The organism is Amycolatopsis sp. NPDC003865 (assembly GCF_053605345.1).
In genome coordinates this window covers 148484-174298 of record NZ_JBSGJA010000008.1, presented here as the reverse complement: position 1 = coordinate 174298, position 25815 = coordinate 148484, and the positions used below count along the sequence as shown (strand labels likewise).

The 25815-nt window shown below is 73.4% G+C and carries 20 protein-coding genes; 14 read left to right on the top strand and 6 right to left on the bottom strand.

Annotated features, from left to right (window positions below; all coding sequences use genetic code 11):
• Window positions 1–6 precede the first annotated feature (6 nt).
• The 9 genes from ACWEVP_RS20705 (at window position 7) to ctaD (ending at window position 11005) form a co-directional block, all read left to right on the top strand.
• Window positions 7–285, top strand: coding sequence for a DUF1918 domain-containing protein (locus ACWEVP_RS20705; protein WP_452064177.1), 279 nt, complete (start codon window positions 7–9; stop codon window positions 283–285).
• On the top strand, window positions 269–1180 hold the full coding sequence (locus ACWEVP_RS20700; protein WP_452064176.1) for a universal stress protein: 912 nt from the start codon (window positions 269–271) through the stop codon (window positions 1178–1180). Before ACWEVP_RS20705 ends, ACWEVP_RS20700 begins: the two co-directional genes overlap by 17 nt.
• Window positions 1177–1584, top strand: coding sequence for a hypothetical protein (locus ACWEVP_RS20695; RefSeq protein WP_452064175.1), 408 nt, complete (start codon window positions 1177–1179; stop codon window positions 1582–1584). The genes ACWEVP_RS20700 and ACWEVP_RS20695 overlap by 4 nt, the downstream gene beginning before the upstream one ends.
• Complete coding sequence (locus tag ACWEVP_RS20690) at window positions 1581–2702, top strand: CHAD domain-containing protein (RefSeq protein WP_452064174.1); 1122 nt, start codon at window positions 1581–1583, stop codon at window positions 2700–2702. Before ACWEVP_RS20695 ends, ACWEVP_RS20690 begins: the two co-directional genes overlap by 4 nt.
• An 84-nt stretch (window positions 2703–2786) precedes the next feature.
• Entirely contained in the window at window positions 2787–3395 is a 609-nt protein-coding gene (locus ACWEVP_RS20685) for a CBS domain-containing protein (protein WP_452064173.1), read from the top strand.
• Window positions 3392–4297 (top strand): universal stress protein, encoded by a 906-nt coding sequence (locus ACWEVP_RS20680; RefSeq protein WP_452064172.1) that lies wholly within the window; start codon window positions 3392–3394, stop codon window positions 4295–4297. The genes ACWEVP_RS20685 and ACWEVP_RS20680 overlap by 4 nt, the downstream gene beginning before the upstream one ends.
• A complete protein-coding gene (locus tag ACWEVP_RS20675; RefSeq protein ID WP_452064171.1) occupies window positions 4294–6639 on the top strand; it encodes a phosphoketolase family protein in 2346 nt (781 codons plus the stop codon). The genes ACWEVP_RS20680 and ACWEVP_RS20675 overlap by 4 nt, the downstream gene beginning before the upstream one ends.
• Window positions 6640–6990: 351 nt before the next feature.
• Window positions 6991–8682 carry a sensor histidine kinase gene (locus ACWEVP_RS20670; protein WP_452064170.1) on the top strand — a complete coding sequence of 564 codons (1692 nt, stop codon included), beginning with the start codon at window positions 6991–6993 and terminating at the stop codon, window positions 8680–8682.
• 598 nt (window positions 8683–9280) lie between these two features.
• Window positions 9281–11005: an aa3-type cytochrome oxidase subunit I gene (gene ctaD / locus ACWEVP_RS20665; protein WP_452064169.1), complete on the top strand. Its 1725-nt coding sequence runs from the start codon at window positions 9281–9283 to the stop codon at window positions 11003–11005.
• Window positions 11006–11011: 6 nt separating this feature from the next.
• On the opposite strand, the gene ACWEVP_RS20660 is transcribed toward ctaD, so the two are convergent.
• The 4 genes from ACWEVP_RS20660 to ACWEVP_RS20645 all read right to left on the bottom strand — a co-directional run bounded on the left by ACWEVP_RS20660 (window position 11012) and on the right by ACWEVP_RS20645 (window position 17395).
• Window positions 11012–11482 (bottom strand): GyrI-like domain-containing protein, encoded by a 471-nt coding sequence (locus ACWEVP_RS20660; RefSeq protein WP_452064168.1) that lies wholly within the window; start codon window positions 11480–11482, stop codon window positions 11012–11014.
• Between the two features lie 118 nt (window positions 11483–11600).
• Window positions 11601–14963 (bottom strand): thiol reductant ABC exporter subunit CydD, encoded by a 3363-nt coding sequence (gene cydD, locus ACWEVP_RS20655; RefSeq protein WP_452064167.1) that lies wholly within the window; start codon window positions 14961–14963, stop codon window positions 11601–11603.
• On the bottom strand, window positions 14960–15979 hold the full coding sequence (gene cydB / locus ACWEVP_RS20650) for a cytochrome d ubiquinol oxidase subunit II (protein ID WP_452064166.1): 1020 nt from the start codon (window positions 15977–15979) through the stop codon (window positions 14960–14962). The genes cydD and cydB overlap by 4 nt, the downstream gene beginning before the upstream one ends.
• Window positions 15980–15994: 15 nt before the next feature.
• Entirely contained in the window at window positions 15995–17395 is a 1401-nt protein-coding gene (locus ACWEVP_RS20645) for a cytochrome ubiquinol oxidase subunit I (RefSeq protein WP_452064165.1), read from the bottom strand.
• Window positions 17396–17561: 166 nt separating this feature from the next.
• Between ACWEVP_RS20645 and ACWEVP_RS20640 the strand changes: the two genes are divergently transcribed.
• The gene (locus ACWEVP_RS20640) at window positions 17562–18200 is read left to right on the top strand and encodes a response regulator transcription factor (protein ID WP_452064164.1); all 639 of its coding nucleotides are present in this window, start codon (window positions 17562–17564) and stop codon (window positions 18198–18200) included.
• 28 nt (window positions 18201–18228) lie between these two features.
• On the opposite strand, the gene ACWEVP_RS20635 is transcribed toward ACWEVP_RS20640, so the two are convergent.
• Complete coding sequence (locus ACWEVP_RS20635; RefSeq protein ID WP_452064163.1) at window positions 18229–19218, bottom strand: Acg family FMN-binding oxidoreductase; 990 nt, start codon at window positions 19216–19218, stop codon at window positions 18229–18231.
• 147 nt (window positions 19219–19365) lie between these two features.
• Here ACWEVP_RS20635 and ACWEVP_RS20630 point away from each other — a divergent pair, with 147 nt between their 5' ends.
• Complete coding sequence (locus ACWEVP_RS20630) at window positions 19366–21060, top strand: GAF domain-containing protein (protein WP_452064360.1); 1695 nt, start codon at window positions 19366–19368, stop codon at window positions 21058–21060.
• A gap of 107 nt (window positions 21061–21167) precedes the next feature.
• On the opposite strand, the gene ACWEVP_RS20625 is transcribed toward ACWEVP_RS20630, so the two are convergent.
• Entirely contained in the window at window positions 21168–21422 is a 255-nt protein-coding gene (locus ACWEVP_RS20625) for a dsRBD fold-containing protein (protein ID WP_452064162.1), read from the bottom strand.
• 192 nt (window positions 21423–21614) lie between these two features.
• Between ACWEVP_RS20625 and ACWEVP_RS20620 the strand changes: the two genes are divergently transcribed.
• From ACWEVP_RS20620 to ACWEVP_RS20610, 3 genes are all read left to right on the top strand, one after another.
• The gene (locus tag ACWEVP_RS20620; RefSeq protein ID WP_436392116.1) at window positions 21615–22025 is read left to right on the top strand and encodes an Hsp20 family protein; all 411 of its coding nucleotides are present in this window, start codon (window positions 21615–21617) and stop codon (window positions 22023–22025) included.
• A 67-nt stretch (window positions 22026–22092) separates the two neighbouring features.
• Window positions 22093–24705 carry a bifunctional acetate--CoA ligase family protein/GNAT family N-acetyltransferase gene (locus ACWEVP_RS20615; protein ID WP_452064161.1) on the top strand — a complete coding sequence of 871 codons (2613 nt, stop codon included), beginning with the start codon at window positions 22093–22095 and terminating at the stop codon, window positions 24703–24705.
• Between the two features lie 20 nt (window positions 24706–24725).
• The gene (locus ACWEVP_RS20610) at window positions 24726–25811 is read left to right on the top strand and encodes an acetate/propionate family kinase (protein WP_452064160.1); all 1086 of its coding nucleotides are present in this window, start codon (window positions 24726–24728) and stop codon (window positions 25809–25811) included.
• Window positions 25812–25815 lie beyond the last annotated feature (4 nt).

Genomic DNA, 25815 nt, shown 5'->3' with positions numbered 1-25815 from the left:
ACGGACATGCACGCACAGCCCGGCGATTGGCTCGTGGTCAAGGGACCGCGGGTCGACGCGCCCGAACAGCGCGGCCGGATCCTCGAGGTCCACTCGGCCGACGGAACGCCGCCCTACGTCGTCCGCTGGACGGCCGACGACCACGTGTCGACGGTCTTCCCCGGTCCCGACGCCGTCGTGCTGACCGCCGGTGAGGAGCAGGCGGCCGAGGACCGCGCGCGCACCCGCTTCGACCGGGTGCAGCGGTACATCCACGAGGGGGACGATCATGTCCGCGTTCGGTGACGGCGCGGTCGTCGCCGGGATCGACGGCTCGTCCTCGGCCGTCCAGGCCGCCGTCTGGGCCGGCGGGGAAGCCGCCCGCCGCGGCCGCCGGCTGCGGCTGGTGCAGGTCTACGCCCTGCCCCAGGTGAGCGCCCCGGTCGCGTTCGGCACCCACGAACAGGTCCGCGCCGGTCTCGCGGAACGGGCCGAGGAGTGGCTCGCTCAGGCGAAGGACGCCGTGCTCGAAGCCTTTCCCGACGCCGAAATCGTCACCGCGGCGCGGGAGTGGAGCCCGGTCACCGCGCTGATCCAGGAGTCGCAGCACGCCGACCTGATCGTGCTCGGCTCGCGCGGGCTGGGCGGGTTCACCGGGCTGCTCGTCGGTTCGACCGCCGTGTCGATCGTGGCGCACGCGCACTGCCCGATCGTGGTCGTCCGCGGCCGCACCCCGCACGACCCGCCCCCGGTCACCGGCCCGGTCGTGGTCGGTGCCGACGGTTCGCCGGACAGCGAAGCCGCGCTGGGGTTCGCGTGCGAGGAAGCCCGCCTGCGCGAAACCGGGCTCATCGCGGTGCACACGTGGAGCGACGTCCTCGCCGACGGCATGCTCCGCCCGCACGCGCTGCAGGAGGACCCGGCGGCGATCCAGCAGGCGGAGCGGGACAAGCTCGCCCAGCAGGTCGCGGTCTGGCAGGAGAAGTACCCGGACCTGGCGATCGAGTTCGACGTCACGCGCGGGCGCCCGGTGCGCACGCTGCTGGACCGCGGCGAACGCGCGCAGCTGATCGTGGTCGGCTGCCGCGGCCGCGGCGGGTTCACCGGCATGCTGCTCGGCTCGACCAGCCAGGCCCTGATCGCGCATTCGCCGTGCCCGGTGGCCGTCGTGCGGCCGCCGCGGACCGGGAGCGGGAGGTGACCACGCTGCGGGTGCGCGCGACGATGCGCGTGCTGGCCGCGTTCGAGACGCTGCTCGCCGCGAGCGCGGTGTACGGCGGGATCGCGCTGGCCGCCGGGGCGCCGGGGTTCGCGATGCCGGTCGGCTGGCTGGCCCCGCTGGGCCTGACCAGCTGGGTGCTGCCGGGGATCGCGCTGGTCCTCGTGGTCGGCGGGTCGCTGGGCTGGGCGTCGGTGTTCGCGTGGCGCCTCGACTTCCGCGCCCCGGTCGCCGCCCTGGCGGCCTGCGCGGTGCTCGCCGGCTGGCTGGCGGTCCAGTTCGGCGTGATCGGGATCCGGGCGCCGGTCCAGTGGGTGACCGTGGCCCTGTTGCTGGTGCTGCTCGGGCTGGCGCTGCTGGCCCGCCGAAGGCTGGCGGCGTCGTGACGACGCTGGAGACGGAGTTCTTCGACACCGAGACGCTGGGGCTGTTGCGCAACGGGCTGACGCTGGGCGGCCGGGCCGGGCAGTGGTGCCTGGACACCCCGGACGGCCCGGTCACGGTCGCCGGCTCGGTCCACGGGGTCCCGCCGTCCCTGGTGCGGCTCGTGCGGGCCTGCACCCGGGATGCCGAGCTGGTCCCGGTCGCCCGGATCCCGGGTGGCCCCGCCGAGCTGCGGACGCTGCTCGGCGACCGGCTCGCCGCACCGTCCCGGCCGGCGGACGGCTCGGCGCGGGCAGTGGTGCTGGCGTACGTGCGGACGCAGATCGCCGCGCTCGCCGCCGCCGACCTGGCCGTCCGGCAGGGGAAACCGGACTCGGTGCACCGCGTGCGCGTGGCCGCCCGGCGGCTGCGCGGTGCTTTCTCGGCCTACGCGCCGGTGCTGGGCGGGCGGGAGCTGCTCAAGGAGCCGGCCGGCGCCCTGCGCTGGCTCGGCCGGGAACTGGCGCCCGCGCGGGACACCGAGGTCCAGTGGGCGCGGTCCCGGCCGTGGGCGCGCGGGCGGACCGACGCCTACTTCGGGGAGCTGACCGGGCAAGCGGCCGCCCGGGTGCGCCGCGCGCTGGACAGCCATCGGTACGCGCAGCTGCTCAACGCGCTCGACGTGCTCGAAGTGGTGCTGAGCGAGCAGCCGCGGCGCGAGTGGCCGAAAGCCGCCCGCCGCCCGGCCGCGAAGGTCCTGACCCGCCTCGCCCGCGCCGTGGCCGAAGACGTCGACCGGCGGGTGGCCGTGCTGCCCGCGGCGCCGGACCGCGACCGCGGGGTCCACGAGGTCCGGAAGGCCGCCAAGCGGCTGCGGTACGCGCTGGAGGCCGGTGCCGGGGTGCTGCCGGTCGAGGCGAAGCCCCTGCGGGCCTTCCAGGACCTGCTCGGGGAGTTCCAGGACGCCGTCGTCGCCGGGCAGCACTTGCGCGTGCTCGAAGCGCGTGACGGCGGGTTCGCCACCGCGCTGGCCGCCGAAGCGGCCGCGGCCGAGCGCTGCGCGGCGGCGGTGCCCAGGGCGTGGCACGACCTCCGGCGGGACCTTCGTCCGTTGTGGACACCGGCAGCCGAGAGGACGTAAGTCCCCACGACCGGTGACCGACGCCAGCGGCCCGCGGGGCACCGCCTTCCTAGGTTGGGAGGTGACCCGAAAGGCAGGAACCCGATGCGAGCACGCGACCTGATGACCGCGCCGGTGATCACCGTGCACCCCTGGACGTCCGCGAAGGAAGCGGCCGAACTGCTGTCCGCGCACGGCTTCACCGCACTGCCCGTGGTGGACGACGACGACCGGCTGATCGGCATCGTCACCGAGGCCGACCTGATCCGCGGCCGCATCCCGGCCGACCCCCGCTACGTCCACGAGCCCCGCGAATCCGCGGCCGGCAAGACCGTGGGCGACCTCATGACGACCCCCGTCACCGCGATGGACAGCGGCACCGACGTCGCCGACCTCTGCCAGGCGCTGGTGGACGCCCGGATCCGCGCGATGCCGATCGTCGACGGCTCGGCCGTCGTCGGCATCGTCACCCGCGGCGACGTCGTCCGCGTGCTCGCGCGGGAGGACGCCGAGATCGCCAGGGACGTCAAGCACCGCTTGGAGATCTACGGCGGCGGTGGCCGCTGGCGGGTCGAGGTCCGCGACGGGTTCGTCCACATCACCGACCAGTTCGACGACGACACCGACCGGCACGTCGCCCAGTTGCTGGCGCTCGCCGTGCCGGGCGTCGTCGCCGCCGAAACCGCGTACGCGGGTGAGGAGCAGACACGATGACCGCCATCGACCCGAGGATCACCGTGGGCGTGGACGGCTCGGCGGGTTCGGCCGCCGCCGTCACCTGGGCCGCGAAGATCGCCTCCCGGCGGCACCTCGAACTCAGGATCGTGCACGGACTCCAGGTCGCGGGCCTCTACTACGGTGGCGGCCTGACCGGCGTCGGCGCGGAGCAGCTGTACGACGCGGTCGTGGCCGACGGGCAGCGCGCGGTCACCGACGCCCGCAGCCTCGCCGCGTCGGTCGACCGGGAGCTGGTCATCACGACCGAGGTGCCCAACGAGCCGCCGGTACCGCTGCTGATCGACGAGTCCCGGCACGCCCGGATGCTCGTCGTCGGCCACACCGGCACCGGCGGGTTCGCCGGGATGCTGATCGGCGGCACGGCGGCCTCGGTCGCCAGTCACGCGCACTGCCCCGTCGCCGTCGTCCGCGGCCGCGACGGCACGACGACCATCCCGGACACCGGTCCGGTCGCGGTCGGCATCGACGGCGGCCCGAACAGCGAGCCGGCCATCGCCGTCGCGTTCGAAGAGGCGTCGCTGCGCGGCGTGCCGCTCGTCGCGGTGCACGCGTGGAACGACATCACCTACGAAGACACCCGCGGCACCGCCCGGATCCTGACCCAGCCGGAAACCCTCGAGCAGGACGAAGACCGGCTGCTGACCCAGCGGCTCGCGGGCTGGCAGGAGAAGTACCCCGACGTCGAGATCCGCCGGGTGCTCGTGCGCGACCGGCCGCGGCACGCGCTGCTGGACGCCTGCGCGGACGCCCAGCTCGTCGTCGTCGGCAGCCGCGGCCGCGGCGGCTTCTCGGGCATGCTGCTCGGCTCCACGAGCCAGGCCCTGGTCCAGCACGCCGGGTGCCCGGTGCTCGTGGTCCGCCCGGAGAAGAAGGCGTGACCGCCGTCGACGCCCGCCCGGCCGTGCTCGGCGAAACCGAGCTTGCCCAGGTGGATGCCCTCTGGCGAGCGGCGAACTACCTTTCCGCGGGCCAGATCTACCTGATGGCGAACCCGCTGCTGCGCGATCCGCTGCGCCCCGAGGACGTCAAGCCGCGGCTGCTCGGCCACTGGGGGACCTCACCCGGCCTCAACTTCGTCTACGCCCACCTCAACCGCGCGATCCTGGCCCACGACCTGAACGCCATGCTCGTCACCGGTCCCGGCCACGGCGGCCCCGCCCTGCTGGCGAACACGTGGCTGGAAGGCAGCTACACCGAAGCCTGGCCCGAAGTGACCCGGGACGCCGCCGGGATGGCGGAGCTGTTCAAGCAGTTCTCCTTCCCCGGCGGGGTCCCCAGCCACGTGGCGCCGCAGGTGCCGGGCTCGATCCACGAAGGCGGCGAGCTGGGCTACTCGCTCGCGCACGCCTTCGGCGCCGCGTTCGACAACCCCGGCCTCCTGGTCGCGTGCGTGGTCGGGGACGGCGAGGCCGAGACCGGCCCGCTCGCGACGTCGTGGCACGCCAACAAGTTCCTCGACCCGGTCCGCGACGGCGCCGTGCTGCCGATCCTGCACCTCAACGGCTACAAGATCGCCAACCCGACCGTGCTGTCGCGGATCCCGCCGGCCGAGCTGGACGCGCTGCTGCGCGGGTACGGCTACGAGCCGCTCTACGTCGAGGGCAGCGACCCCGAGCCGATGCACCAGGCGATGGCCGCCGCGCTCGACTCGGCGGTCGCCACCCTCGCCGAGCGCCGCGGGGTGTGGCCGATGATCGTGCTGCGCAGCCCCAAGGGCTGGACCGGACCGTCCGTCGTGGACGGCAAACCGGTCGAAGGCACCTGGCGGGCGCACCAGGTGCCGCTGGCCGAGGTCCGGCACGACCAGGGCCACCTGAAGCAGCTGGAAGACTGGCTGCTGTCGTACCGGCCCGCGGAGCTGTTCGACGAGGCCGGCCGCCCGGTCGCCGACGTCACCGCGATGATCCCGGCGGGGGAGCGGCGGATGGGCGCGAACCCGCACGCCAACGGCGGCGTGCTGCTGCGCCCGCTCACGCTGCCGGACACCGCGTCCCACGCCGTGCCGGTCGCCTCGCCGGGTGCCACGCGGGCCGAGCCGACCCGCGTGCTGGGCCGGTTCCTGCGGGACGTCTTCGCGCTCAACGCCGACCGGGCGAACTTCCGCCTCTTCGGCCCCGACGAGACGGCGTCCAACCGGCTCGACGCGGTCTACGACGTCACGGAGAAGGAGTGGCAGGCGGCGGTCGAGCCGGTCGACGAGCACCTGGCCCCGGACGGGCGCGTGCTGGAAGTGCTGTCGGAGCACCTGTGCCAGGGCTGGCTCGAGGGCTACCTGCTGTCGGGGCGGCACGGGCTCTTCTCGTGCTACGAGGCGTTCGTGCACATCGTCGACTCGATGGTGAACCAGCACATCAAGTGGCTGCGGGTGCACCGGCAGATCCCGTGGCGGCGCCCGGTCGCGTCGCTGAACTACCTGCTGACCTCCCACGTGTGGCGGCAGGACCACAACGGGTTCTCCCACCAGGACCCCGGGTTCGTCGACCACGTGGCGAACAAGAGCTCCGAGGTCGTGCGCGTCTACTTCCCGCCGGACACCAACACGCTGCTCGAGGTCGCGGCGCACTGCCTGCGCAGCCGCGACTACGTGAACGTGGTGGTGGCGGGGAAGAACGACACGCCCGACTGGCTCGACGCCGAGCAGGCGGCGCTGCACTGCGCTCGCGGGGTGAGCATCTGGGAGTGGGCGAGCACCGGGACCGACCGGGAACCCGACGTCGTCCTCGCGTGCGCGGGCGACGCCCCGACGCTGGAAGTCCTGGCCGCCGCGAAGATCCTGCGGGCGGAGCTGCCGTCGCTCGCCGTGCGCGTGGTCAACGTCGTCGACCTGATGCGCCTGCAGCCGGCCGACGAGCACCCCCACGGGCTCTCGGACCGGGAGTTCGACGCGCTGTTCACCCCGGACCGGCCGGTGATCTTCGCCTACCACGGGTACCCGTGGCTGATCCACCGGCTGGCCTACCGCCGCACCGGCCACCACGACCTCCACGTGCGCGGCTACACCGAGCACGGCACGACGACCACGCCGTTCGACATGCTGGTGCTCAACCACCTGGACCGGTTCCAGCTGGTGATCGACGTGATCGACCGGGTCCCGGGACTCGCGGCGACGGCGGGCGTGCTGCGGCAGCGGATGACCGAGGCCCAGGGCCGGCACCGCCGGTGGATCCGGGCCCACGGCGAGGACCTGCCCGAGGTGCGCGACTGGACCTGGGAGGGCTGAGGCGCTCGCGATCACCCTGGTCTTCGACTTCGCCAACGGGCTCCACGACTCGGCGAACTCGGTGGCCGCGCCGGTCACGACCCGCGCGGCCACCCCGGGCGCCGCGCTGCTGCCTGCGGCCGATCGCCCGCGCGGCGGTGTCCTCTTTGGACACCGCGGAACACGCGTACCGGCGGGCGATCGCGAGCTTCACCGCGGAGCCGGCCACCTCGCATCGGCCGTGCAACGATTGGGGCGGCGTACCTGGTACGCGGTGGGCAGAATCTCCTGACCGGCTCCGTGAACCATTTACCGAAACGACGTGCACCACGGCTTGACCGGGGTCCGGCCGGGAGCGGGACACTGTTTCGCGTGAGCTCGTCGGGTGAGGAGCAGGACCGGCTGACGTTCCCGGACCTGCCGCGGATGGAACTGGACCAGTTGCTGGGTCAGCTCGTGGAGCGGGCCCGGGAGGTCATGGGCACCCAGGGCCGGCTGCGCGGCCTGTTGCGGGCGAGCCAGGAGGTGACCGGCGACCTCGCCCTGCCGACGCTGCTGCGCCGGATCGTGGAGGCGGCCCGCGAACTGCTGGGCGCGCGGTACGCGGCGCTCGGCGTGATCGGCGCCGACGGGCAGCTCGCCGAGTTCGTCCACGTCGGGATGGACGACGAGACCGTGGCGCGGGTCGGGCAGCTGCCCGAAGGGAAAGGCCTGCTCGGGGCCGTCGTGGAGGACCCGCGCCCGATCCGGCTCGCGAACATCACCGACGACCCGCGCTCGTCCGGGTTCCCCGCCGAGCACCCGCCGATGCGCAGCTTCCTCGGCGTGCCGATCCGGGTGCGCGGGGTCGTGTTCGGCAACCTCTACCTCACCGAGTGCCGGCACGGCGAGTTCACCGCGGACGACGAGCAGCTGGCGCTGGCGCTGGCCGCGACCGCGGGGCAGGCGATCGACAACGCGCGGCTCTACGAGACCGCGCGCAAGCAGCAGGAGTGGCTGGGGGCGTCGGGGGCGATCATGCGCGAGCTGCTCGCGACCCGGTCCGGGCGGCCGCTCGAGCTGATCGCCGAGCACACGCTCGACCTCGCCGACGCCGACGTGGTCACCGTGGTGCGCCCCGACGGCGAGCGGCTGCGCATCGAAGTCGCCGTCGGCCTGGGAGCCGAGGACCTGGCCGGAACGGTGCTCGAGCCCGCCGGCACGATGTCGGGGCAGGTCTTCACCACCGGGGCCCCGCTGCTGGGGTCGTGGCTCGACCGGCAGGCCCGGTCCGACGCGGCCGTCCCGCTGCGCGCCGACCTCGACGCGGTGCTGGTGGTTCCGCTGACCGGGGGCGGTGAGGTGAACGGGGTGCTCACGGCGGCCCGGAAGATCGGCAGGCCGGGGTTCACCAGCGACGACCTCGAGATGGCGGCCGGGTTCGCGAGCCAGGCGTCGGTCGCGATCGAGCTGGCCGACGCCCGCGCCGAACAGCAGCGCAACGAGCTCTACGACGAGCGCGACCGGATCGCGGCGGAGCTGCACAGCGACGTGGTCCAGCGGCTGTACGCGATCGGCCTTTCGCTGCAGACGACGGCGGGAGCGGCCCGCTCGGAGGTGGTCGCCCGCCGGGTGCGCACGGCGATCGCGGACCTCGACGCGGTGATCACCCGGATCCGCGACACGGTCTTCGAGCTGGACGACGTGCTGCCCCGCGGCACGGCCAGCGTCCACGACCGGGTGCTGGAGGTGCTGTCGGAGGCGGGCGCGGAATACGGCCTCACGGCGTCGACGGAGTTCTCCGGCAAGCTGGACGCGATCGCCTCGGAGGGCTTGGCCGACGAGCTGGTCACGGCGTTGCGGGAGGGGCTGGCGCTGGTGGCCCGCCACGCGGGCGCGGGATCGGTCCGGGTGGCGGTCCGCTCCGGCGAGGAGCGGCTGAGCGTGGTCCTGGTCCACGACGGCACCCCGCTCGGCGCGACACCGGAGGAGGAGCTGGCCCACCTCGCCGCCTTGGCCCGCCGGCGCGGCGGGGTGTCGGAGGTGCGCGAGCGCGAGCTGTCCTGGTGGGTGCCGATTTCGTAGGGCTGGTCTCGTGGCCGCCGGTCTCGTCGCGCGCCTGGCCCGCGCCGGCCTCCCTTTCGGCGCCCGCCCGGGCACCGATCCACCGCCCCCCCGCGCGGCGGCTCCGCCGGCCCACGGTGCTGGACCGGCGGAGCCTCGGTCCCCGCCTCCTGCGCGCCGAAGGCGGAACCTGAAGAACCGGCTACCCACGTTCGCGGACTTTCACGCCATCCGGCGGCCGCCGATCCGCCGGACGGCGCAATGGGGCCGGTGGTGGCGCGCGCATCCCGGCGGCCGGACCGGGCCACCCGACCCGGGACCGGCGGGCGCCGGTGCCTGGGCTTCGCTTGGGCGCGCCGGTGCTTGTGGTTCGCGCCTGCCCAGCCGGAGGGGTCTCGGCGCACCGGCGCCCGGGGTTCGCGGGCCCGCCCGACCGGAGGGGGCTCGGCCGGTGCCGGCGACCGGTCCGGGCCGGTGGGCTCGGCCCACCGGCGCCCGGGGGCCCACTCCGCCGGAGCGGAGGACTTCGGCCACGGCCGTGAGGACTTTCGTCCCTAAACGCGGCGACGGCGTTCACGATCCACTGTGCCCGGCTCACCCACCGGAGACAGGAGCGTTCGTGGCGGCGACCGTACCGAAGCCGATCGTCCTCAGCGAGTTCCCGGCGCGCCGCCGGCGCAAAGGCGCGTGGCTGCTGCACGTTTTCCACACCACCGACCACAAGCAGATCGGCGTGATGTACCTGGTCGCCACCTTCGGGTTCTTCCTGATCGGCGGCGCGATGGCCATGCTGATCCGCTCCGAGCTCGCCCGGCCCGGCCTGCAGTTCCTGTCCCAGGAGCAGTACAACCAGCTGTTCACCATGCACGGCACGGTCATGCTCCTGCTCTACGCCACCCCCAGCGTCTTCGGCTTCGCCAACTTCGTCCTGCCGCTGCAGATCGGCTCGCCGGACGTGGCGTTCCCGCGGCTGAACGCGTTCTCCTTCTGGCTGTTCCTCTTCGGCGGGCTGCTCATGCTGTCCGGGTTCCTCGTCCCCGGCGGCGCCGCCGACTTCGGCTGGTTCGCCTACACCCCGCTGTCGAACGCCATCCACTCACCCGGCGTCGGGGCCAACCTCTGGATCGTCGGCGTCGCCGTCGGCGGCCTGGGCACCATCCTGGGCGCGGTCAACATGGTCACGACCGTGGTCTGCCTGCGCGCGCCCGGCATGACGATGTGGCGGATGCCGATCTTCACCTGGAACATCCTGGTCACCAGCATCCTGGTGCTGATCGTCTTCCCGATCCTCACCGCGGCCGGGTTCGGCCTGCTCGCCGACCGGCTCATCGGCGCGCACGTCTTCGACCCGGCCAACGGTGGAACCGTGCTGTGGCAGCACCTGTTCTGGTTCTTCGGCCACCCCGAGGTCTACATCCTCGCCCTGCCCTTCTTCGGCGTCGTCTCCGAAATCCTGCCGGTGTTCAGCCGGAAACCCCTCTTCGGCTACCGGAGCCTGGTGTGGGCGACGCTGTCCATCGCCGCGCTGTCGGTCGCGGTGTGGGCGCACCACATGTACGCCACCGGCGCCGTGCTGCTGCCGTTCTTCTCCTTCATGACCTTCCTGGTCGCCGTGCCCACCGGGGTGAAGTTCTTCAACTGGATCGGCACGATGTGGAAAGGACAGCTGAGCTTCGAGTCCCCGATGCTGTTCTCCGCCGGGTTCCTGGTCACCTTCCTCTTCGGCGGTCTCTCCGGGGTGCTGCTGGCCGCGCCGGTGATCGACTTCCACGTGTCCGACACCTACTTCGTCGTCGCGCACTTCCACTACGTGCTCTACGGCACGATCGTGTTCGCCACCTTCGCCGGCATCTACTTCTGGTTCCCGAAGATCACCGGCCGGATGCTCGACGAACGCCTGGCCCGCTGGCACTTCTGGACCACGTTCCTCGGCTTCCACACCACGTTCCTCGTCCAGCACTGGCTGGGCAACGAGGGTATGCCGCGCCGCTACGCGGACTACCTGACCAGCGACGGCTTCACCACGCTGAACACGATCTCCACGGTCGGCGCGTACATCCTCGGCGCCTCGGTCCTGCCGTTCCTGTGGAACGTCGTGAAGAGCTACCGGTACGGCGAGATCGTCACGGTGGACGACCCGTGGGGCTATGGCAATTCCCTCGAGTGGGCGACGTCCTGCCCGCCGCCGCGGCACAACTTCACCGAGCTGCCCCGCATCCGCTCCGAGCGGCCCGCGTTCGAGCTGCACTACCCGCACATGGTCGAACGCCTGCGCGCGGAAGGCGACATCACCTTCACCGGCAAGCCGAAGCCACGTGCTGGCTCCGGCTCGCGGGAGGGGTGAACGCGCTCAGTGGATCCGGTACGGCTGGACGACCTCGGTCCGCCAAGCGCCGGGGTCCGGCTGCGCTTCCGGAGACGTCAGGTAGACCTCCCACGCCGCACCGGCGAGCTCGCCGTCGTGCTCGTGCACCCAGCACGCGAGAGCGCCGTAGGCGGGCTCGATGACGTCGTACGAGCCGGCGTGGACCGTCTCGACGACGGGGCCGCCGGGGAGCGTCGACGGGTGGACGCCGCGGGCGGGGGCGATCGCGGTGGCGACCGGGAACCCCGCTTCGACGCGGAAGCGGCCTTCGGACTCGTGGTGGTACCGCGCGAACGGCGGGCCGGCCGGCGCCGAGCCCTGGGCGGCCAGGACTTCGGCGACCGCGCCGTACTGCCGGCCGAGCCAGGGACCGATCTCCGAGACGTCCAGGGACGCCTCGGCCACCGCGGTCGGCTGCTCGTTCCGGTTCCGGAGCTGGATTTCGTAGGTCCTCATACCGGCAGCTTCCCGGCGGGCGCGAAGGGCGGTCCAGAGTCCTCCGGCCCGGCTCGGCGGGCCGATGGTCACCGGCGCGGATGCCCGCCGCCGGCGCCGGGCAGCTCGTCCACGTCGGCTACCGAGCCGTGCTGGTGTCGGTCAGGGCCAGCACCGGGAGCCCGGCGAACTCCGCCGGCCGGTGGGTGACCACCAGCGCCGACCGGCCTTCGGTCGCCGACAGGACGTCCGTGGCCAGCGCCGCCGCCGTGGGGGCGTCCAAGTGGGCCGTCGGCTCGTCCAGGAGCAGGATCGGCCGCTCCGACAACACCGCCCTGGCCACCCCGATGCGCTGGCGTTCGCCGCCCGACACCGGGGTTCCGTGGGCGCCCAGCCGCGTGTCGAGGCCGTCCGGCAGCCCGGACAGCCACGGCCCCAGCTGGGCCAGCTCCAGCGCCGCCCGCAGGCCGGCGTCGTCCGCCGACGGCCGCGCCAGGCGGAGGTTCTCCCGCAGCGTGCTGTCGAACAGGTGGGTCTCCGGGCCGCACCAGGCGATCTGCTCCCGCACCGAATCCCCGTCGTAGCCGAGGGTGTCGGTGTCGTCGAGCCGGACCCGGCCCGCCGACGGGTCCAGGTAGCGCATCAGCGCCGCGAGCACCGTGCTCTTGCCCGCCCCCGAGCGGCCCGTCAGCGCGATCCGGCGCCCGTAGCCGATGCCGAGGTCCACCTCCCGGACCGCGTCGGCCGGGGCACCCGGCCAGCGGACCGCCAGGTGCTCGGCCGCCAGTTCGGTCGCGGCGGGCGCGAGCGCGGTGGCGGGGCTGTGCGGTGCGGGCAGGGCGTCCAGCTCGGCGAGCCGGCGCGCCGAACCCGACGCGCCGAGCAGCCGCTGGGCCGCCTCCGGCAGCCCGGCCACCAGCTCGGCCGTCGCCAGCGGGGTCAGCGCGAGCACGGCCAGCGCGGGACCGGGGACCGCCGCCAGGATGCCCAGCACCAGGCACGTGACCGACGTCAGCCCGACGCCCAGCGTGGCGAGCCCGCCACCCAGGCCGCGCCAGGCCGCCGACCGGCGCTGGAGGGCGGTCAGGGCGGAGTCGAGTTCGCGCAGCCCGCCGTGCCGGCGGGTGGCGGCGTCGTGGGTGATCAGGTCCGCCGACGCCTGCAGCAGCTCGACCGTCCCCGCGGTCAGGCCCGCGCGCAGCCGGGCCGTTTCGCGCTGCGCCCGGCGAGCCGCCACGGCGGCGGTGACCGGTGCCACGACGCCGGCCACGGCCAGCCCGAGCGCCGCGGCGAGACCGGCGGCGGGCAGGACGATGCCGAGGGTGACGGCGGTCGCCGACAGGACCAGGAACGTCGAAACCCCCGGGACCAGGCCGCGGACCAGGACGTCCTGCTGGCTGTCCACATCGGACACCAGCCGGTGCAGGAGGTCGCCGCGGCGCAGCCGCGCGGTACCCGCCGGGCCGATCCGGACCAGCTGCGCCCACACCCGCACCCGCAGCCCGGCCAGCGCGCGCAGGGCGGCGTCGTGGGACAGCAGCCGCTCGACGTAGCGGAAGATCCCCTTGGCCAGGCCGAACGTCCGCACCGCGACGATCGCCACCATCAGGCTCAGCACCGGCGGGTGCAGGGCCGCGCTCGCGATCAGCCACGACGACGTCGCCGTGAGGGCGACCCCGCAGCCCAGCGCGGCCGTCGCGGCCAGGCAGGCCAGCGCCAGCCGGAACCGGTGGGGCCGGACCGCCTCGCGCAGCGGCCGCCATCTCGGGACGTCCACAGTGGACCCAGTGGACACAGTGGACACAGTGGACCCGGTGGGCTCGGTGACGGCCGGCGCGACCGGCCGGGAGATCGGCCGTGGGGGCACCGTGGCGGCCGGCGTGGGACCGGCGACCGGCTCGCCCAGGGAGATCACGCGGTCGCAGCGGGCCAGCACCGCCGGGTGGTGGCTGACGATGACCGCGGTCCGTCCGGCGAGCACCTTCGGCAGCCGCTCGAGGATGGCGGCCTCGGTTTCCGCGTCGACGCCCTCGGTCGGTTCGTCCAGCAGGATCAGGGGCCGGTCCAGCAGCACCGCCCTGGCCAGCGCGACGCGGCGGCGCTGCCCGGTCGACAGCCCGGCGCCCAGCTCACCGACCACAGTGGACAGTCCGACGTCGAGGGCCGCGGTGTCGGCGGCGGCGAGCACGGCGTCGTCGGTGGCGTCGGGCAGGCCCAGCCGGATGTTCTCGGCCACGGTCCCGGCGACCAGGTGGGGCTGTTGCGGCACCCAGGCCACGTGCCGGTGCCAGGTGGCCCGGCCGATGCCGGCGAGGTCCGTGCCGCCGACGAGGATCCGGCCGCGGTCGGGCCGGCGCCAGCCGAGCAGGAGGTCGAGCAGCGTCGACTTGCCCGCCCCGCTGGGCCCGGTGACCCCGACGACCTCGCCCGGCGGCAGGCGCAGGCCGAACCCGTCGAGGACGGGCCCGGACCGGCCCTCGACCGTGACGTCTTCGCAGCGCAGCGCGGTGCGCGTCAGGTCGGGCACCACGCCGGTGCCGTGGTCGCCGGACGGCGTCTCGGCGAGCGCGATGATCTCTTCGGCGGCGGCGAGGCCTTCGGCGCTGTCGTGGAACCGGGCGCCGACCGCGCGCAGCGGCAGGTAGACCTCGGGGGCGAGGATCAGCACGACCAGCGCGGTCCGCAGGTCGAGCCCGCCGGCGAGCAGCCGCAGCCCGATCGACACCGCGACGAGCGCGACCGACAGGGTGGCCAGCAGTTCCAGTGCGAGCGCGGACAGGAACGCGACGCGCAGGGTCCGCATGGTGTGCGTGCGGTACGCGCCGGTGATCTCCCGCAGCGACCGGATCTGCGCCCGCGCGCGGCCGAACGCCGTCAGCTCGGCCAGCCCGGCGACGAGGTCGAGGAAGTGGTCGCCCAGCAGCGAAAGCGTCTTCCACTGACGCCGGACGTCGCGCTCGGTGTAGCGCCCGATGAGAATCATGAAGACCGGGATGAGCGGCACCGTCACGCCGATGGTGACCGCGGCGACCCAGTCGGCGAGCAGGATCCGCGCGCCCACGACGAGCGGGACCACCGCCGCGATCAGCAGCTGCGGCAGGTACCGCGAGAAGTAGCCCTCCAGCCGGTCGACGCCGTGGGTGGCCAGGGCGGCGACCTCGGCGGGGGACCGTTCCGCGCGGCGCGGCCCGATCCGCAGCGCGGCCGCGACGACGGTCTCCCGCAGCTGGGAAAGGGCCCGGGCGGCGGCGCGGTGCGCGGTCGTCTCCGCGAGCCAGCTCAGGCCGGCCCGGGCGAGCACGACCAGCAGGAGCATCCCCAGCGGCACCAGCAGGTTCCGGACGCCGAGACCGTCGAGGAACGCCCAGGTGATCGTCTTCGCCAGCAGTTCCGCCTGGGCGAGCACCAGCATCGCGGTGAGCACGCCCAGCGCGGCGCAGGCCAGGACGAACGGCCGGACCGCGCTCGCGTGGCGCAGCAGCCGCGGGTCGAGGGGCTTCACCGGCGGCCCGCGGGCAGGCCGCCGCCGGCGGGGATCGAGGCGCGGCTGATCCGCTTGCGGAACACCCAGTACGTCCAGGCCTGGTAGGCCAGCACGATCGGGGTGAACGCGACCGCGACCCACGTCATGATCCGCAGCGTGTACGGCGTCGACGACGCGTTCGTCGTGGTCAGGCTGAACGCGGCGTCGGTCGTCGAAGGCAGCACGTCCGGGTACAGCGACCAGAACAGCGTGACGGTGACCGCGATGATCGCGCCGGCCGTGCTCGCGAAGGCCAGGCCGTCCCGCTCGCCCGCGGCGAACAGCACGCCCGCGGCCAGCAGCAGCGCCGCGACCAGCGAGGTCGGCCAGGCCCAGCCGCCGTGCTCGATCGCGGTGTAGGCGAGGAACGCCCCGCCGAACACGATCGCGGCGCCGCCGAGCGCGCGGCTCAGCGTCCGGGCGCGGTCGCGCAGCGCGTCGGTCGTCCGCAGGGTGAGGAACACCGCGCCGTGGAAGGTGAACAGGCTGAGCGTGGCCAGCCCGCCGAGGAGCGCGTATGGGTTGAGCAGCGTGAAGAACGTGCCGGTGAAGTGGTGCTGGGCGTCGAGGGGGACGCCGTGGACGATGTTGCCGAACGCGACGCCCCACAGCAGCGCGGGCGCGGCGGAGGCGAAGACGATGATCCAGTCCCAGGTCTCGCGCCAGCGCCGGCTGTCGATCTTGCCCCGGAACTCGAACGCGACCCCGCGCAGGATCAGCGCGACGAGCACGAGCAGCAGCGCCAGGTAGAAGCCGGAGAACAGGCTCGAGTACCAGAGCGGGAACGCCGCGAAGGTGGCGCCGCCGGCGACGAGCAGCCAGACCTCGTTGCCGTCCCAGACCGGGCCGATGGTGTTGATCAGCACGCGGCGGTCGGTGTCGTCGTGGCCGAGGACGCGCAGCAGCGTGCCGACGCCGAAGTCGAAGCCTTCGAGGACGAAGTAGCCGGTCCAGAGGACCGCGATGAGCAGGAACCAGATGTCGGTGAGGGCCATGGCGGTGCTCCGGCGTCAGTAGGCGAAGGCCGCGGGGCGCGGCTCGTCGGAATCGGTGTCTTCGGAGGGCGCCTCGGGTGGCGGGGGACCGGCCTTGGCGTAGCGGACCATCAGGACACCGTCGACGACCGCGAGGACGCCGTAGAGGACGGTGAACACGATCAGCGAGGTCAGCACGTTCCCGGCCGACACCGTGGGCGACACCGAGTCGGCGGTCTTGAGGACACCGAACACCGACCAGGGCTGGCGGCCCAGCTCGGTGAAGATCCAGCCGACGCTGTTGGCCAGGAAGGGCAGGGCGATCCCGAGGGTGGCGGCGGGGAAGAACCAGGGGGCGCGTGGGGTGCGGCCGCGGCGGAACAGCCAGAGCCCGGCCAGGGAGATCAGCAGGCACAGGAAGCCGAAACCGATCATCAGGCGGAAGGTCCAGTAGGCGACCGGGATGTCGGGCCGGTACTCGCCGGGTCCGTACTGCCGTTGTTCGGCGGCCTGGAGGTCGTTGACGCCCTCGACCCGGCCGTCGAAGCTGCCGGTGGCCATGAAGGAGAGCACGCCGGGCACGCGGATGCTGAACTTCTCCTGCGAGCCGTCGAGCGAGCCGATGGTGAACAGCGAGAACGACGCGGGGGCGACGGTGTCGTAGAGCGCTTCGGCGGCGGCCATCTTCATCGGCTGCTGCTCGGTCATCAGCCGCGCCTGCAGGTCACCGGTGACGATGACGCCGAGGCTGGCGATCAGCACGGTGACCAGGGCGAGCTTCATCGACGGCCGGAAGACGTCGACCGAGCGCTGCCGCTTGATCTGCCAGGCGCTGATCCCGACGACGACCATGCCGGCGGTGAGGAAGCAGGCGGTGATGGTGTGCGCGAAGGCGCCGACGGCGGTCGAGTTGGTCAGCACGGCGCCGAAGTCCTTCAGCTCCGCGCGGCCGGTCGCGGGGTTGACCGCGGAGCCGACCGGGTGCTGCATCCAGGAGTTGGCGGCGAGGATGAAGTACGCCGAAAGCAGGGTGCCGATCGAGGCGAGCCAGATGGTGGCCAGGTGCAGCTTCTTCGGCAGCTTGTCCCAGCCGAAGATCCACAGGCCGAGGAACGTCGACTCGAGGAAGAACGCCAGCAGGCCCTCGATGGCCAGCGGCGCGCCGAAGATGTCGCCGACGAAGGTGCTGTAGTCCGACCAGTTCATCCCGAACTGGAACTCCTGCACGATGCCGGTCGCCACGCCCATGGCGAAGTTGATGAGGAACAGCTTCCCCCAGAACTTCGTCATCCGGCGGTACTTGTCGTTCCCGGTCCGCACCCACGCGGTCTGCATCCCGGCGACCAGGAAGGACAGCCCGATGGTCAGGGGGACGAAGAGGAAGTGGTAGACGGTGGTGATCCCGAACTGCCATCGGGCGAGGTCCAGGGCGTTCATCCGGTTCTCCTGCTCGCGCGGACGCTGGTGACCGGTGCAGCATCGGGTCCGGGGGCCTCCCGGCGAGAGGGTCCTTGGTCACTTCCCGGACGGTCTCGGGTCCCTGCCCCCGCGGGCCCTGTGGTCGTACCCTGATCTCCGTCGAACCGTTCCCGGGAGGTTGTCCATGCTTCGCGTGTTCCTGGTCGACGACCACGAGGTAGTGCGTCGTGGCGTCGCCGATCTGCTGGACGAAGACGAGAACCTGACGGTGGTCGGGCAGGCGGGCAGCGTGTCGCAGGCGCTGGCGCGGATCCCGGCGCTGAACCCCGACGTGGCGGTGCTGGACGTGCGGCTGCCGGACGGCAACGGCATCGAGCTGGCCCGGGAACTGCGGTCCAAGCTGCCCGAGCTGAAGTGCCTCATGCTGACCTCGTTCACCGACGAGCAGGCGATGCTGGACGCGGTGATGGCCGGGGCGAGCGGGTTCGTGATCAAGGACATCAAGGGCATGGACCTGGTCTCGGCGGTGCACGAGGTCGGCGCGGGCAAGTCCCTGCTGGACGCGCACGCGGCCGCCGCCCTGATGGCGAAGCTGCGCGACAGCCAGGTGAAGAAGGGCCCGCTGGCCGACCTGTCGGAGCAGGAGCGGAAGCTGCTGGAGCTGATCGGCGAAGGGCTGACCAACCGGCAGATCTCCGAGCGGATGTTCCTGGCCGAGAAGACGGTGAAGAACTACGTTTCGCGGTTGCTGACGAAGCTGGGGATGGAGCGGCGCACGCAGGCCGCCGTGCTCGCCACCGAGCTGCGCAACCAGGGGCAGTGAGGCCCGGCCGGGGCACGCGGCCCGGGGCTCAGGCCGTCTGCTCGGCGGGTTCCAGCATGACGTCGTCCAGCGAGCGCCGCGGGGTCCACGGCACCGGGGTTCCCTTGCCCAGCCGGAGCACGATCTGGGGCCACAGGCCGCCGCCCAGCAGCTGACGCAGCTCCGCGCGCACCGGGGCCACCTCGACCGGCTGCGAGATGAACGACGCGTCGAACCCGGCCGCGGTCGCCGTCAGCAGCACCCGCTGCATCGCCTGGCCCGAGCGGATCCGGTCGAGGGGACCGTCGTCGAACGAGCCGATGACCACGACCAGCGGCTCGGAGTGGTCGGTCCGGCCGCGCGGCCGCGAGCCGAAGTCGCGCAGGATCCAGCCGCCGTTGTTCGACGGCATCGCGCCGGCCGCGTATTCGGGGACGCCGTCGCGGCTGCCCGGGGTCCGCGCCGTCCAGTGCTGCCACTCCGCGAGGAAGGCCGGGTTGCCGAGCTGGACGTGGTGGGCCTTGTGCACCAGCTCCCGCAGCCGTTCGAGCTGGTCCGTGCCGAGCCGGGGCAGCCACGCCTGCTCGATCTCGGCGGCGTGGCGCAGGTCGGCGAGCACGGCGGCCGGGACCGCCGCCGCTTCGAACGGCGTGCGGTTGGTGTGGCGCCGGGGGATCGCGTCGGCCAGCCGGCCCACCCGCGGATCCGCACGGCGGGCCGCGAACGGGCGGACCACGGCCAGCAACGTCGGATCGTCGCGGCGGGGCAGCAGCGTCGTGGCCGGGTGGGCGCCGAGCGCCTGGATCGCCGTGCGCAGGTTGAACAGCGCGGCACCGCACGACAGGAGCAGTTCGCGCCGGTCGGCGTCGGCGACCGGCAGGGCGCGGTCCGGATCGGCGTGCAGCTCCAGGCCCGCGGACGTGCAGCGGAACCGCCAGGGCTGCGTGTTGTGCGTGGACGGAGCCAGCACCGCCGCCCCGATCACGGACTTCACCTGATCGGAGTCCAGCAGGCCGATCGACGTGATCGGTAGTGTCATGGATTCCCCTTGGTGCCGTCGGGCGGCACACTGTCGTTCCGGAAGCTTCCAGAGACGGTCTCGCGCGCCGCCGTGCCGCGGAAAGGGGACAAAGTCACCGATGATGCGGAGGTCGTGGTGAGCGGAGCGGAGCAGGAACCGCGGCGGATGGCCGGGACGCTGTCCGGGCTGCGGTTGCGCGAGCTGCTGCGGGATCTGCAGGACCGGATCGAGCTGCTGATCGGCACCCGGGACAAGATGGACGGTCTGCTCGACGCCGTGCTGGCCGTCGCGTCCGGACTGGAACTGGACACGACCCTGCGGCGGATCGTGCAGGCGGCGATGGAACTGGGCGAGGCCAGGTACGGGGCACTGGGCGTGCTGGCCGAGGACGGGACGCTCGCGGAGTTCGTCTACCTCGGCATCGACGACGAGTCCCGGCGGCTGATCGGCGACCTGCCGGAGGGCCACGGGGTGCTGGGCGTCGTCATCGACGAGGCGAAACCCCTGCGGCTGGAGGAGATCTCCGAGCATCCGGCGTCGGTGGGCTTCCCGGCGCACCACCCCCCGATGCACTCCTTCCTCGGCGTGCCGGTGCGCGTGCGCGACGAGGTGTTCGGGCGGCTGTACCTGACCGAGAAGAAGAACGGTGAGCCGTTCACCGACGACGACGAGGTCGTGGTGCAGGCGCTGGCCGCGGCGGCCGGGATCGCGATCGAGAACGCGCACTTGTACGAGCAGGCGCGGGTGCGGCAGCAGTGGCTGGCCGCCACGAGCGAGGTGACCACCGAGCTGCTGGCCGGCGAAGACCCGGCCGAGGCGCTGACGCTGATCGCCAGCCGGGCGCTGGAGCTGACCGGTTCGGAGGTCACGATGCTCGCGTTGCCGAACTCCGGGCGCCTGGACGTGGACGAGGACTGGGGCGAGGACGTCGGCGACCTGACGGTCACGGTGTGCGCGGGCGTGCGGGCGGCGGAGCTGTCGGGCACGCACGTCGACCTGGAGGAGAGCGTGCCGGGCGCGGTGTACCGGGACCGGACGCCGCGCAGCGTGCCGGAACTGGCCCTGCGGGAGCACCGGTTCGGGCCGGCGCTGGTGGTGCCGCTGCGGGCCGGGGACCGGACGACGGGGGTACTGATCGCCGCCCGGGAGTCCGGGGCCGCGGGGTTCGAGTCGGCGCAGTTGTCGGTGGTGGCGTCGTTCGCCGACCAGGCGGCGCTGGCGTTGCAGCTGGCGGCGCAGCAGCGGGCGGCGCGGGAGCTGGACGTGCTGGGCGACCGGGACCGGATCGCCCGCGATCTGCACGACCACGTGATCCAGCGGTTGTTCGCGGTCGGGTTGTCGATGCAGAGCACGCAGCGGCGGACGAAGTCCCCGGAGCTGCAGAAGCGGCTGGGGGACAGCATCGAGCAGATGCACGAGATCGTGCAGGAGATCCGCACGGCGATCTTCGACCTGCACGGCGGCGCGGCGGGCGAGACCGGGGTGCGGTTGCGGCACCGGTTGCACGACGCGATCGCGGAGCTGACCGACGACGCGCCGGTGCAGCCGACGGTGAGCATGTCGGGTCCGATCGACACGGTGCCGACGCAGCTGGCCGAACACGTCGAGGCGGTGGTGCGCGAGGCGGTCAGCAACGCCGTGCGGCACGCGCAGGCCACGTCGGTGACGGTGTCGGTCGCGGTGAAGGACGAGGCGATCCGCGTCGTGGTGGCCGACGACGGCAAGGGGCTGCCGGCGGGGGTCACGCCGAGCGGGCTGGGCAACCTCCGGGACCGGGCCGAAGCCACGGGCGGCTCGTTCACCCTCGAAAGCGGCCCCGAGGGCGGCGTCCGGCTGGAGTGGACCGCACCGGTCGGCTGACGTTCCCCGCCTCCGATCGGCGGCACGGGTGACGGTCGGATAACGTCTGTCACGCGGGCCGGTGCGCTACCTCCCCCCTCGGCTCGCCGGCCCGCACCTCTCGCCGGTCACGGGCTCCAGGCCTGCCTCGCTTCGGCTTCGAGCTCGGCGCTCGCCGCCTCCACCAGCTCCTCCGTCAGGTCGGACATCGCCCGGCCCAGCGCCAGGTAGCCGGACACGTGGTCCGGGCCGTCGGCCAGCGCCACGCCGACACCGGAGAACTCGTGCCCGTCCGGGGTCCGCAGGACGATCTGGGCCCGGGTCCGCCGCGGCCCGGGGTGCACGGCGACGTCGAGCCGCCAGCTGCCGCTTCCGTCGGTCATGGTCGCTCCCTTCCGCCCCCGGGAGGTCGAGGCTGGCACCGGCGCCGAGGGGGAGCACAGGGCCATTGGTCCCCGGCGGGAGACCGGTGACGAAGGTCCTCCCGGTTCGGGTAGTCCGGCCGCGTCGCCGGAGCCCGCGGCCGAGGTCTGCTTGTCCTGCGACGCTCCGTCGTCGCGGAGAGGAGAGAACGGATGACTGCCTTGGTGCCGGGCTCACGCCTGGCGTTGCCGAGCATCGCGGCGTGGCTGGAGAACCCCTGGCCGTTCGCCGAGCACAACCCGGTCCGGATCGAGGAGTCCACTGAGGACGGCAAGTACCTCGTGCGGGCCGAACTGCCCGGCTTCGACCCGGAGAAGCACATCTCCGTCACCACGCACAACGGGCTGCTGACCATCTCCGCCGAGCGTGAGGCGAAGGAAGTCGCCGAAGGCGGCCGTAGCGAGTTCTACTACGGCACCTTCAGCCGCACGGTCAGCCTGCCGGCCGGGGCCGACCCGGCGAAGGTCAAGGCGACGTACGCCGACGGCATCCTCGAGATCTCGATGCCGGTTTCGGAGCACCCGCGCGACAAGCACGTCAAGATCCAGGTCACGAAGGACTAGTGGCCCTTCCGCGGTGGGCGCGGTCCCTTGGTCGGCCGCGCCCATCCTTGTGCCGTAAGGAGAAGCGATGACCCGCGCCCTGCTCGCCGGTGGCGACGTGGTGCTCGTGCGCCCGCTGCACCCGGCCGACACCGACGAGGTGCTGGCCCTGCACACCCGGCTGACCCAGCAGGACACCTACTTCCGCTTCTTCGGCGCCCCCTCGGGGCTGGCCAAGCTGGCGGCGGAGATCGCCGCCGAGCCGGGCCCCGGCCACTACGCCGTGGGCTGCTACCGGCGCGGCGAGCTGCTCGGGGTCGCGAACTACGAGGTCCTGGACGGCTCGGCCGACGCCGAGGTCGCCCTCGTCGTCGACGCGGCCGTGCGCACCCAGGGCGTCGCGACCCTGCTGATGGAGCACCTCGTCTCCCACGCCCGCAAGACCGGCCTGCGCCGCTTCCTCGCCGAAGTGCTCGCCGAGAACGCCAAGGTGATCCGGGTCTTCAGCGACCTGGGCCTCAGCTTCGAGGCCAGTGTCGGCGGCCCCGAGCGCGACGTCGTGATGAACCTCGACGACGACCCCGCCTACCTGGACGCCGTCCTGAAGCGCGACTCGGTCGCCGACGCGGCCAGCCTGGCGCACCTGTTCCGGCCGTCGTCGATCGCCGTGATCGGCGCGGGACGGCGCCCGGGGTCGGTGGGCCACGCGGTGCTGGCCAATCTGGTGGGGTCCGGGTACCGCGGCCCCGTCGAGGTGGTGAACCCGCACGCGAAGGTGATCCTCGGGGTGCCGAGCGTCCCTTCCGTCTCGGAGCTGACCCGGACGCCCGAGCTGGCGGTGGTCTGCCTGCCCGCGCCCGCCGCGGCCGAAGCGGTCGAAGCGTGCGGCAAGCGCGGGGTCCGGGCGGTCGTGATCATCTCCTCCGGGCTCACCGGCACCGGGTTCGGCGACCGCGTGCGCGCGGCCGCCCGCGAGTACGGCATGCGGCTGGTCGGGCCGAACTGCCTCGGCGTCGTCTCGACCGACCCGGCGTGCCCCTTCGACCTGACCTTCCTCGCCACCCCGGTCCGCCAGGGCAACATCGGCGTCGTCACCCAGTCCGGCGGCGTCGGCATCGCCCTCGCCGAATCCCTCGGCGACCTCGGCCTCGGCGTGTCGACGCTGGTCTCCACCGGCGACAAGTACGACGTCAGCGGCAACGACCTGCTGATGTGGTGGACCGCCGACCTCCGCACCGAGCTGGCCGTGCTCTACCTCGAGTCGTTCGGCAACCCCCGCAAGTTCGGCCGCCTCGCCCGGCAGCTCGCCCGGACGCGGCCGGTGCTCGCCGTCCGGTCCGGCAGCGGCGACACCGCCCAGCGCGCGGCGGCTTCGCACACCGCGGCGGCCGCGACCCCCGCCGTCACCCGCGACGCGCTCTTCGAGCAGGCCGGGGTGATCGCCGTGGACACGGTCGCGGAGCTGGTCGACGTCATCGCCGGGCTGTCCTGGCAGCTGCTGCCGGGTGGGCCCCGCGTGGCCGTCGTCAGCAACGCCGGCGGCGCCGGCGTGCTGGCCGCCGACGCCTGCGAGCGCGAAGGCCTGGTGATGGCCGGCCTGGCGGAGGAGACCCGGGCCCGGCTCGCGAAGCTCCTCCCGGCCGAGGCCGCGGTGCGGAACCCGGTCGACACGACCGCGGCGGTCGCGCCCGAGGTGTTCGCCGACGCGCTGCGCGTGGTCCTCGACGACGACGGCGTCGACGCGGTCATCGCGGCGACCGTCCCCACCGCGGTCGGCGACCCCGGCACGTCGCTCGCCGGCGTGCTCCCGCCCGAGTACAAGACCGTCTTCGCCGTGCGGCCCGGGCAGCGCGCCCGCGTCGAGCCCCTGGTCCCCGGCCGCGGTGTCACCGCCTGCTACGACGATCCGGCCGCGGCCGCCGCCGTGCTGGCCCGGCTCGTCCGGTACGAACAGTGGCTGAACCGGCCCGAGACCGACAACCCCTTGACCGCGCTGGCGAACCCGGACGCCCTGCGTACCTTCGCCGCCGAGCGCGAAGGCTGGCTCCCGCCCGCCGACGCCGTCGAACTGCTGCGCCTGGCCGAGATCCCGATGGTGGAGACCCGTTACGTCGAAGCGGGCGACTCGATGGCCGCCGCGGCCGCCGACCTCGGCTCACCGGTCGTGCTGAAGGCCGACGCCGACGGCCTGCTGCACAAGACCGCGGGCGGCGGCGTGCTGCTGAACGTGCACGGCGCCGACCGGATCCTGGAGGCGTTCCGCACCCTGCGGTCCCGCTTCGGCCCGGCCCTGCGCGGCGTGACCGTCCAGCCGATGGCCGAACCCGGCCGCGAACTGCTGGTCGGCGTGCGCTCGGACCCGGTGTTCGGGCCGCTGGTCGTGTTCGGCCTCGGCGGCGTCGACACCGACCTCATCGCCGACCGCGCCGCCCGGCTGGCGCCGCTCACCACCGCCGACGCCGACCTGCTGCTCGACGGGCTGCGGTCGTCGAAGGCGCTCTGGGCGTCCGGACTGGACCGGGCGGCGATGCGGGAGCTGCTGCTGAAAGTCAGCAGGCTGGCCGAGCTGGTGCCGGAGCTGGCCGAACTGGACCTCAACCCGGTGCGCGTACGGGTGGACGGCTGCGTCGCGCTCGACGTCCGCGCCCGGCTGGAGCCACCCGCGGCCGCCGACCCGTTCCTGCGCGGACTGCGCGACTGAAATCCCCTGAAGGAGCGATCGTGCGTGTGCTGACCCTCAACCCCGGCTCGTCGAGTGTGAAGGTGTCGCTGGTCGACGACGGCACGGGCGTCGGCTGGGCCGCGTGGGACCTGACCGACCCCACGGCGGTGGGCCACGCGATCCGGCGGTGGTCCGATGTGGACGCGGTCGCCGTCCGGTTCGTCCACGGCGGATCGCAGAAAGCCCCGGCGCGCGTCGACGACGCGCTGCTCGCCAACCTCGAACGGCTGACCTCACTGGCGCCGAACCACCAGCCGCTCTCGCTCGAGGTCACCCGCGAAGTCCGCCGCCTGCTGCCGGACGTCCCCGTGGTCGCCTGCTTCGACACGGCGTTCCACGCCCGGATGCCCGAAGCCGCGGCCCGGTACCCGCTCCCGCGGTCGTGGACCGCGCAGAACCGGTTGCGCCGCTACGGTTTCCACGGTCTGTCGTGCCAGTACGCGCTGCACCGCACCGGTGAGCTGCTGGGCCGGGCACCGGCCGGGCTGCAGATCGTGTGCGCGCACGTCGGCGCCGGGGTGTCGGTGACCGCGATCCGCGACGGCCACGGCGTCGACACCAGCATGGGCTTCACGCCACTCGAAGGCGCCATGATGGCGACGCGGTCGGGCTCGGTCGACCCGGGCCTGCTGCTGCACGTCATGCAGACCGCGCCGATGAGCGCCGCGGAGATGGCCGACGCGCTGTTCCACCGCTCGGGCCTGGCCGGGATGACCGGCACCAACGGCGACCTGCGGCGGGTACTGGCCGCGGCCGCGCGCGGCGAGGGGGACGCGTCGGTCGCCCTCGACGTCTACCGGCACCGCCTCCGCCGGGAGGTCGGCGCGGCCGCGACGAGCCTGTCCCGGCTGGACGCCGTGGTGTTCACCGGCGGCGTCGCCGAGCACCAGCCGGAGCTGATCACGTCCGTCGTCGACGGGCTGGGCGTGCTCGGCCTGCGCGCCGGGAAGGTGCCCCACACCGACGTCGACCGGGTCGTGACCCGTGCGGATTCCCCGGTGCCCGCGCTGATCGTCCTGCCCCGCGAAGACCTGGAACTGGCCCGCGGCGCCGAGGAGGCGCTCGCCCGAGAGTCCGTGAGGTGACCCC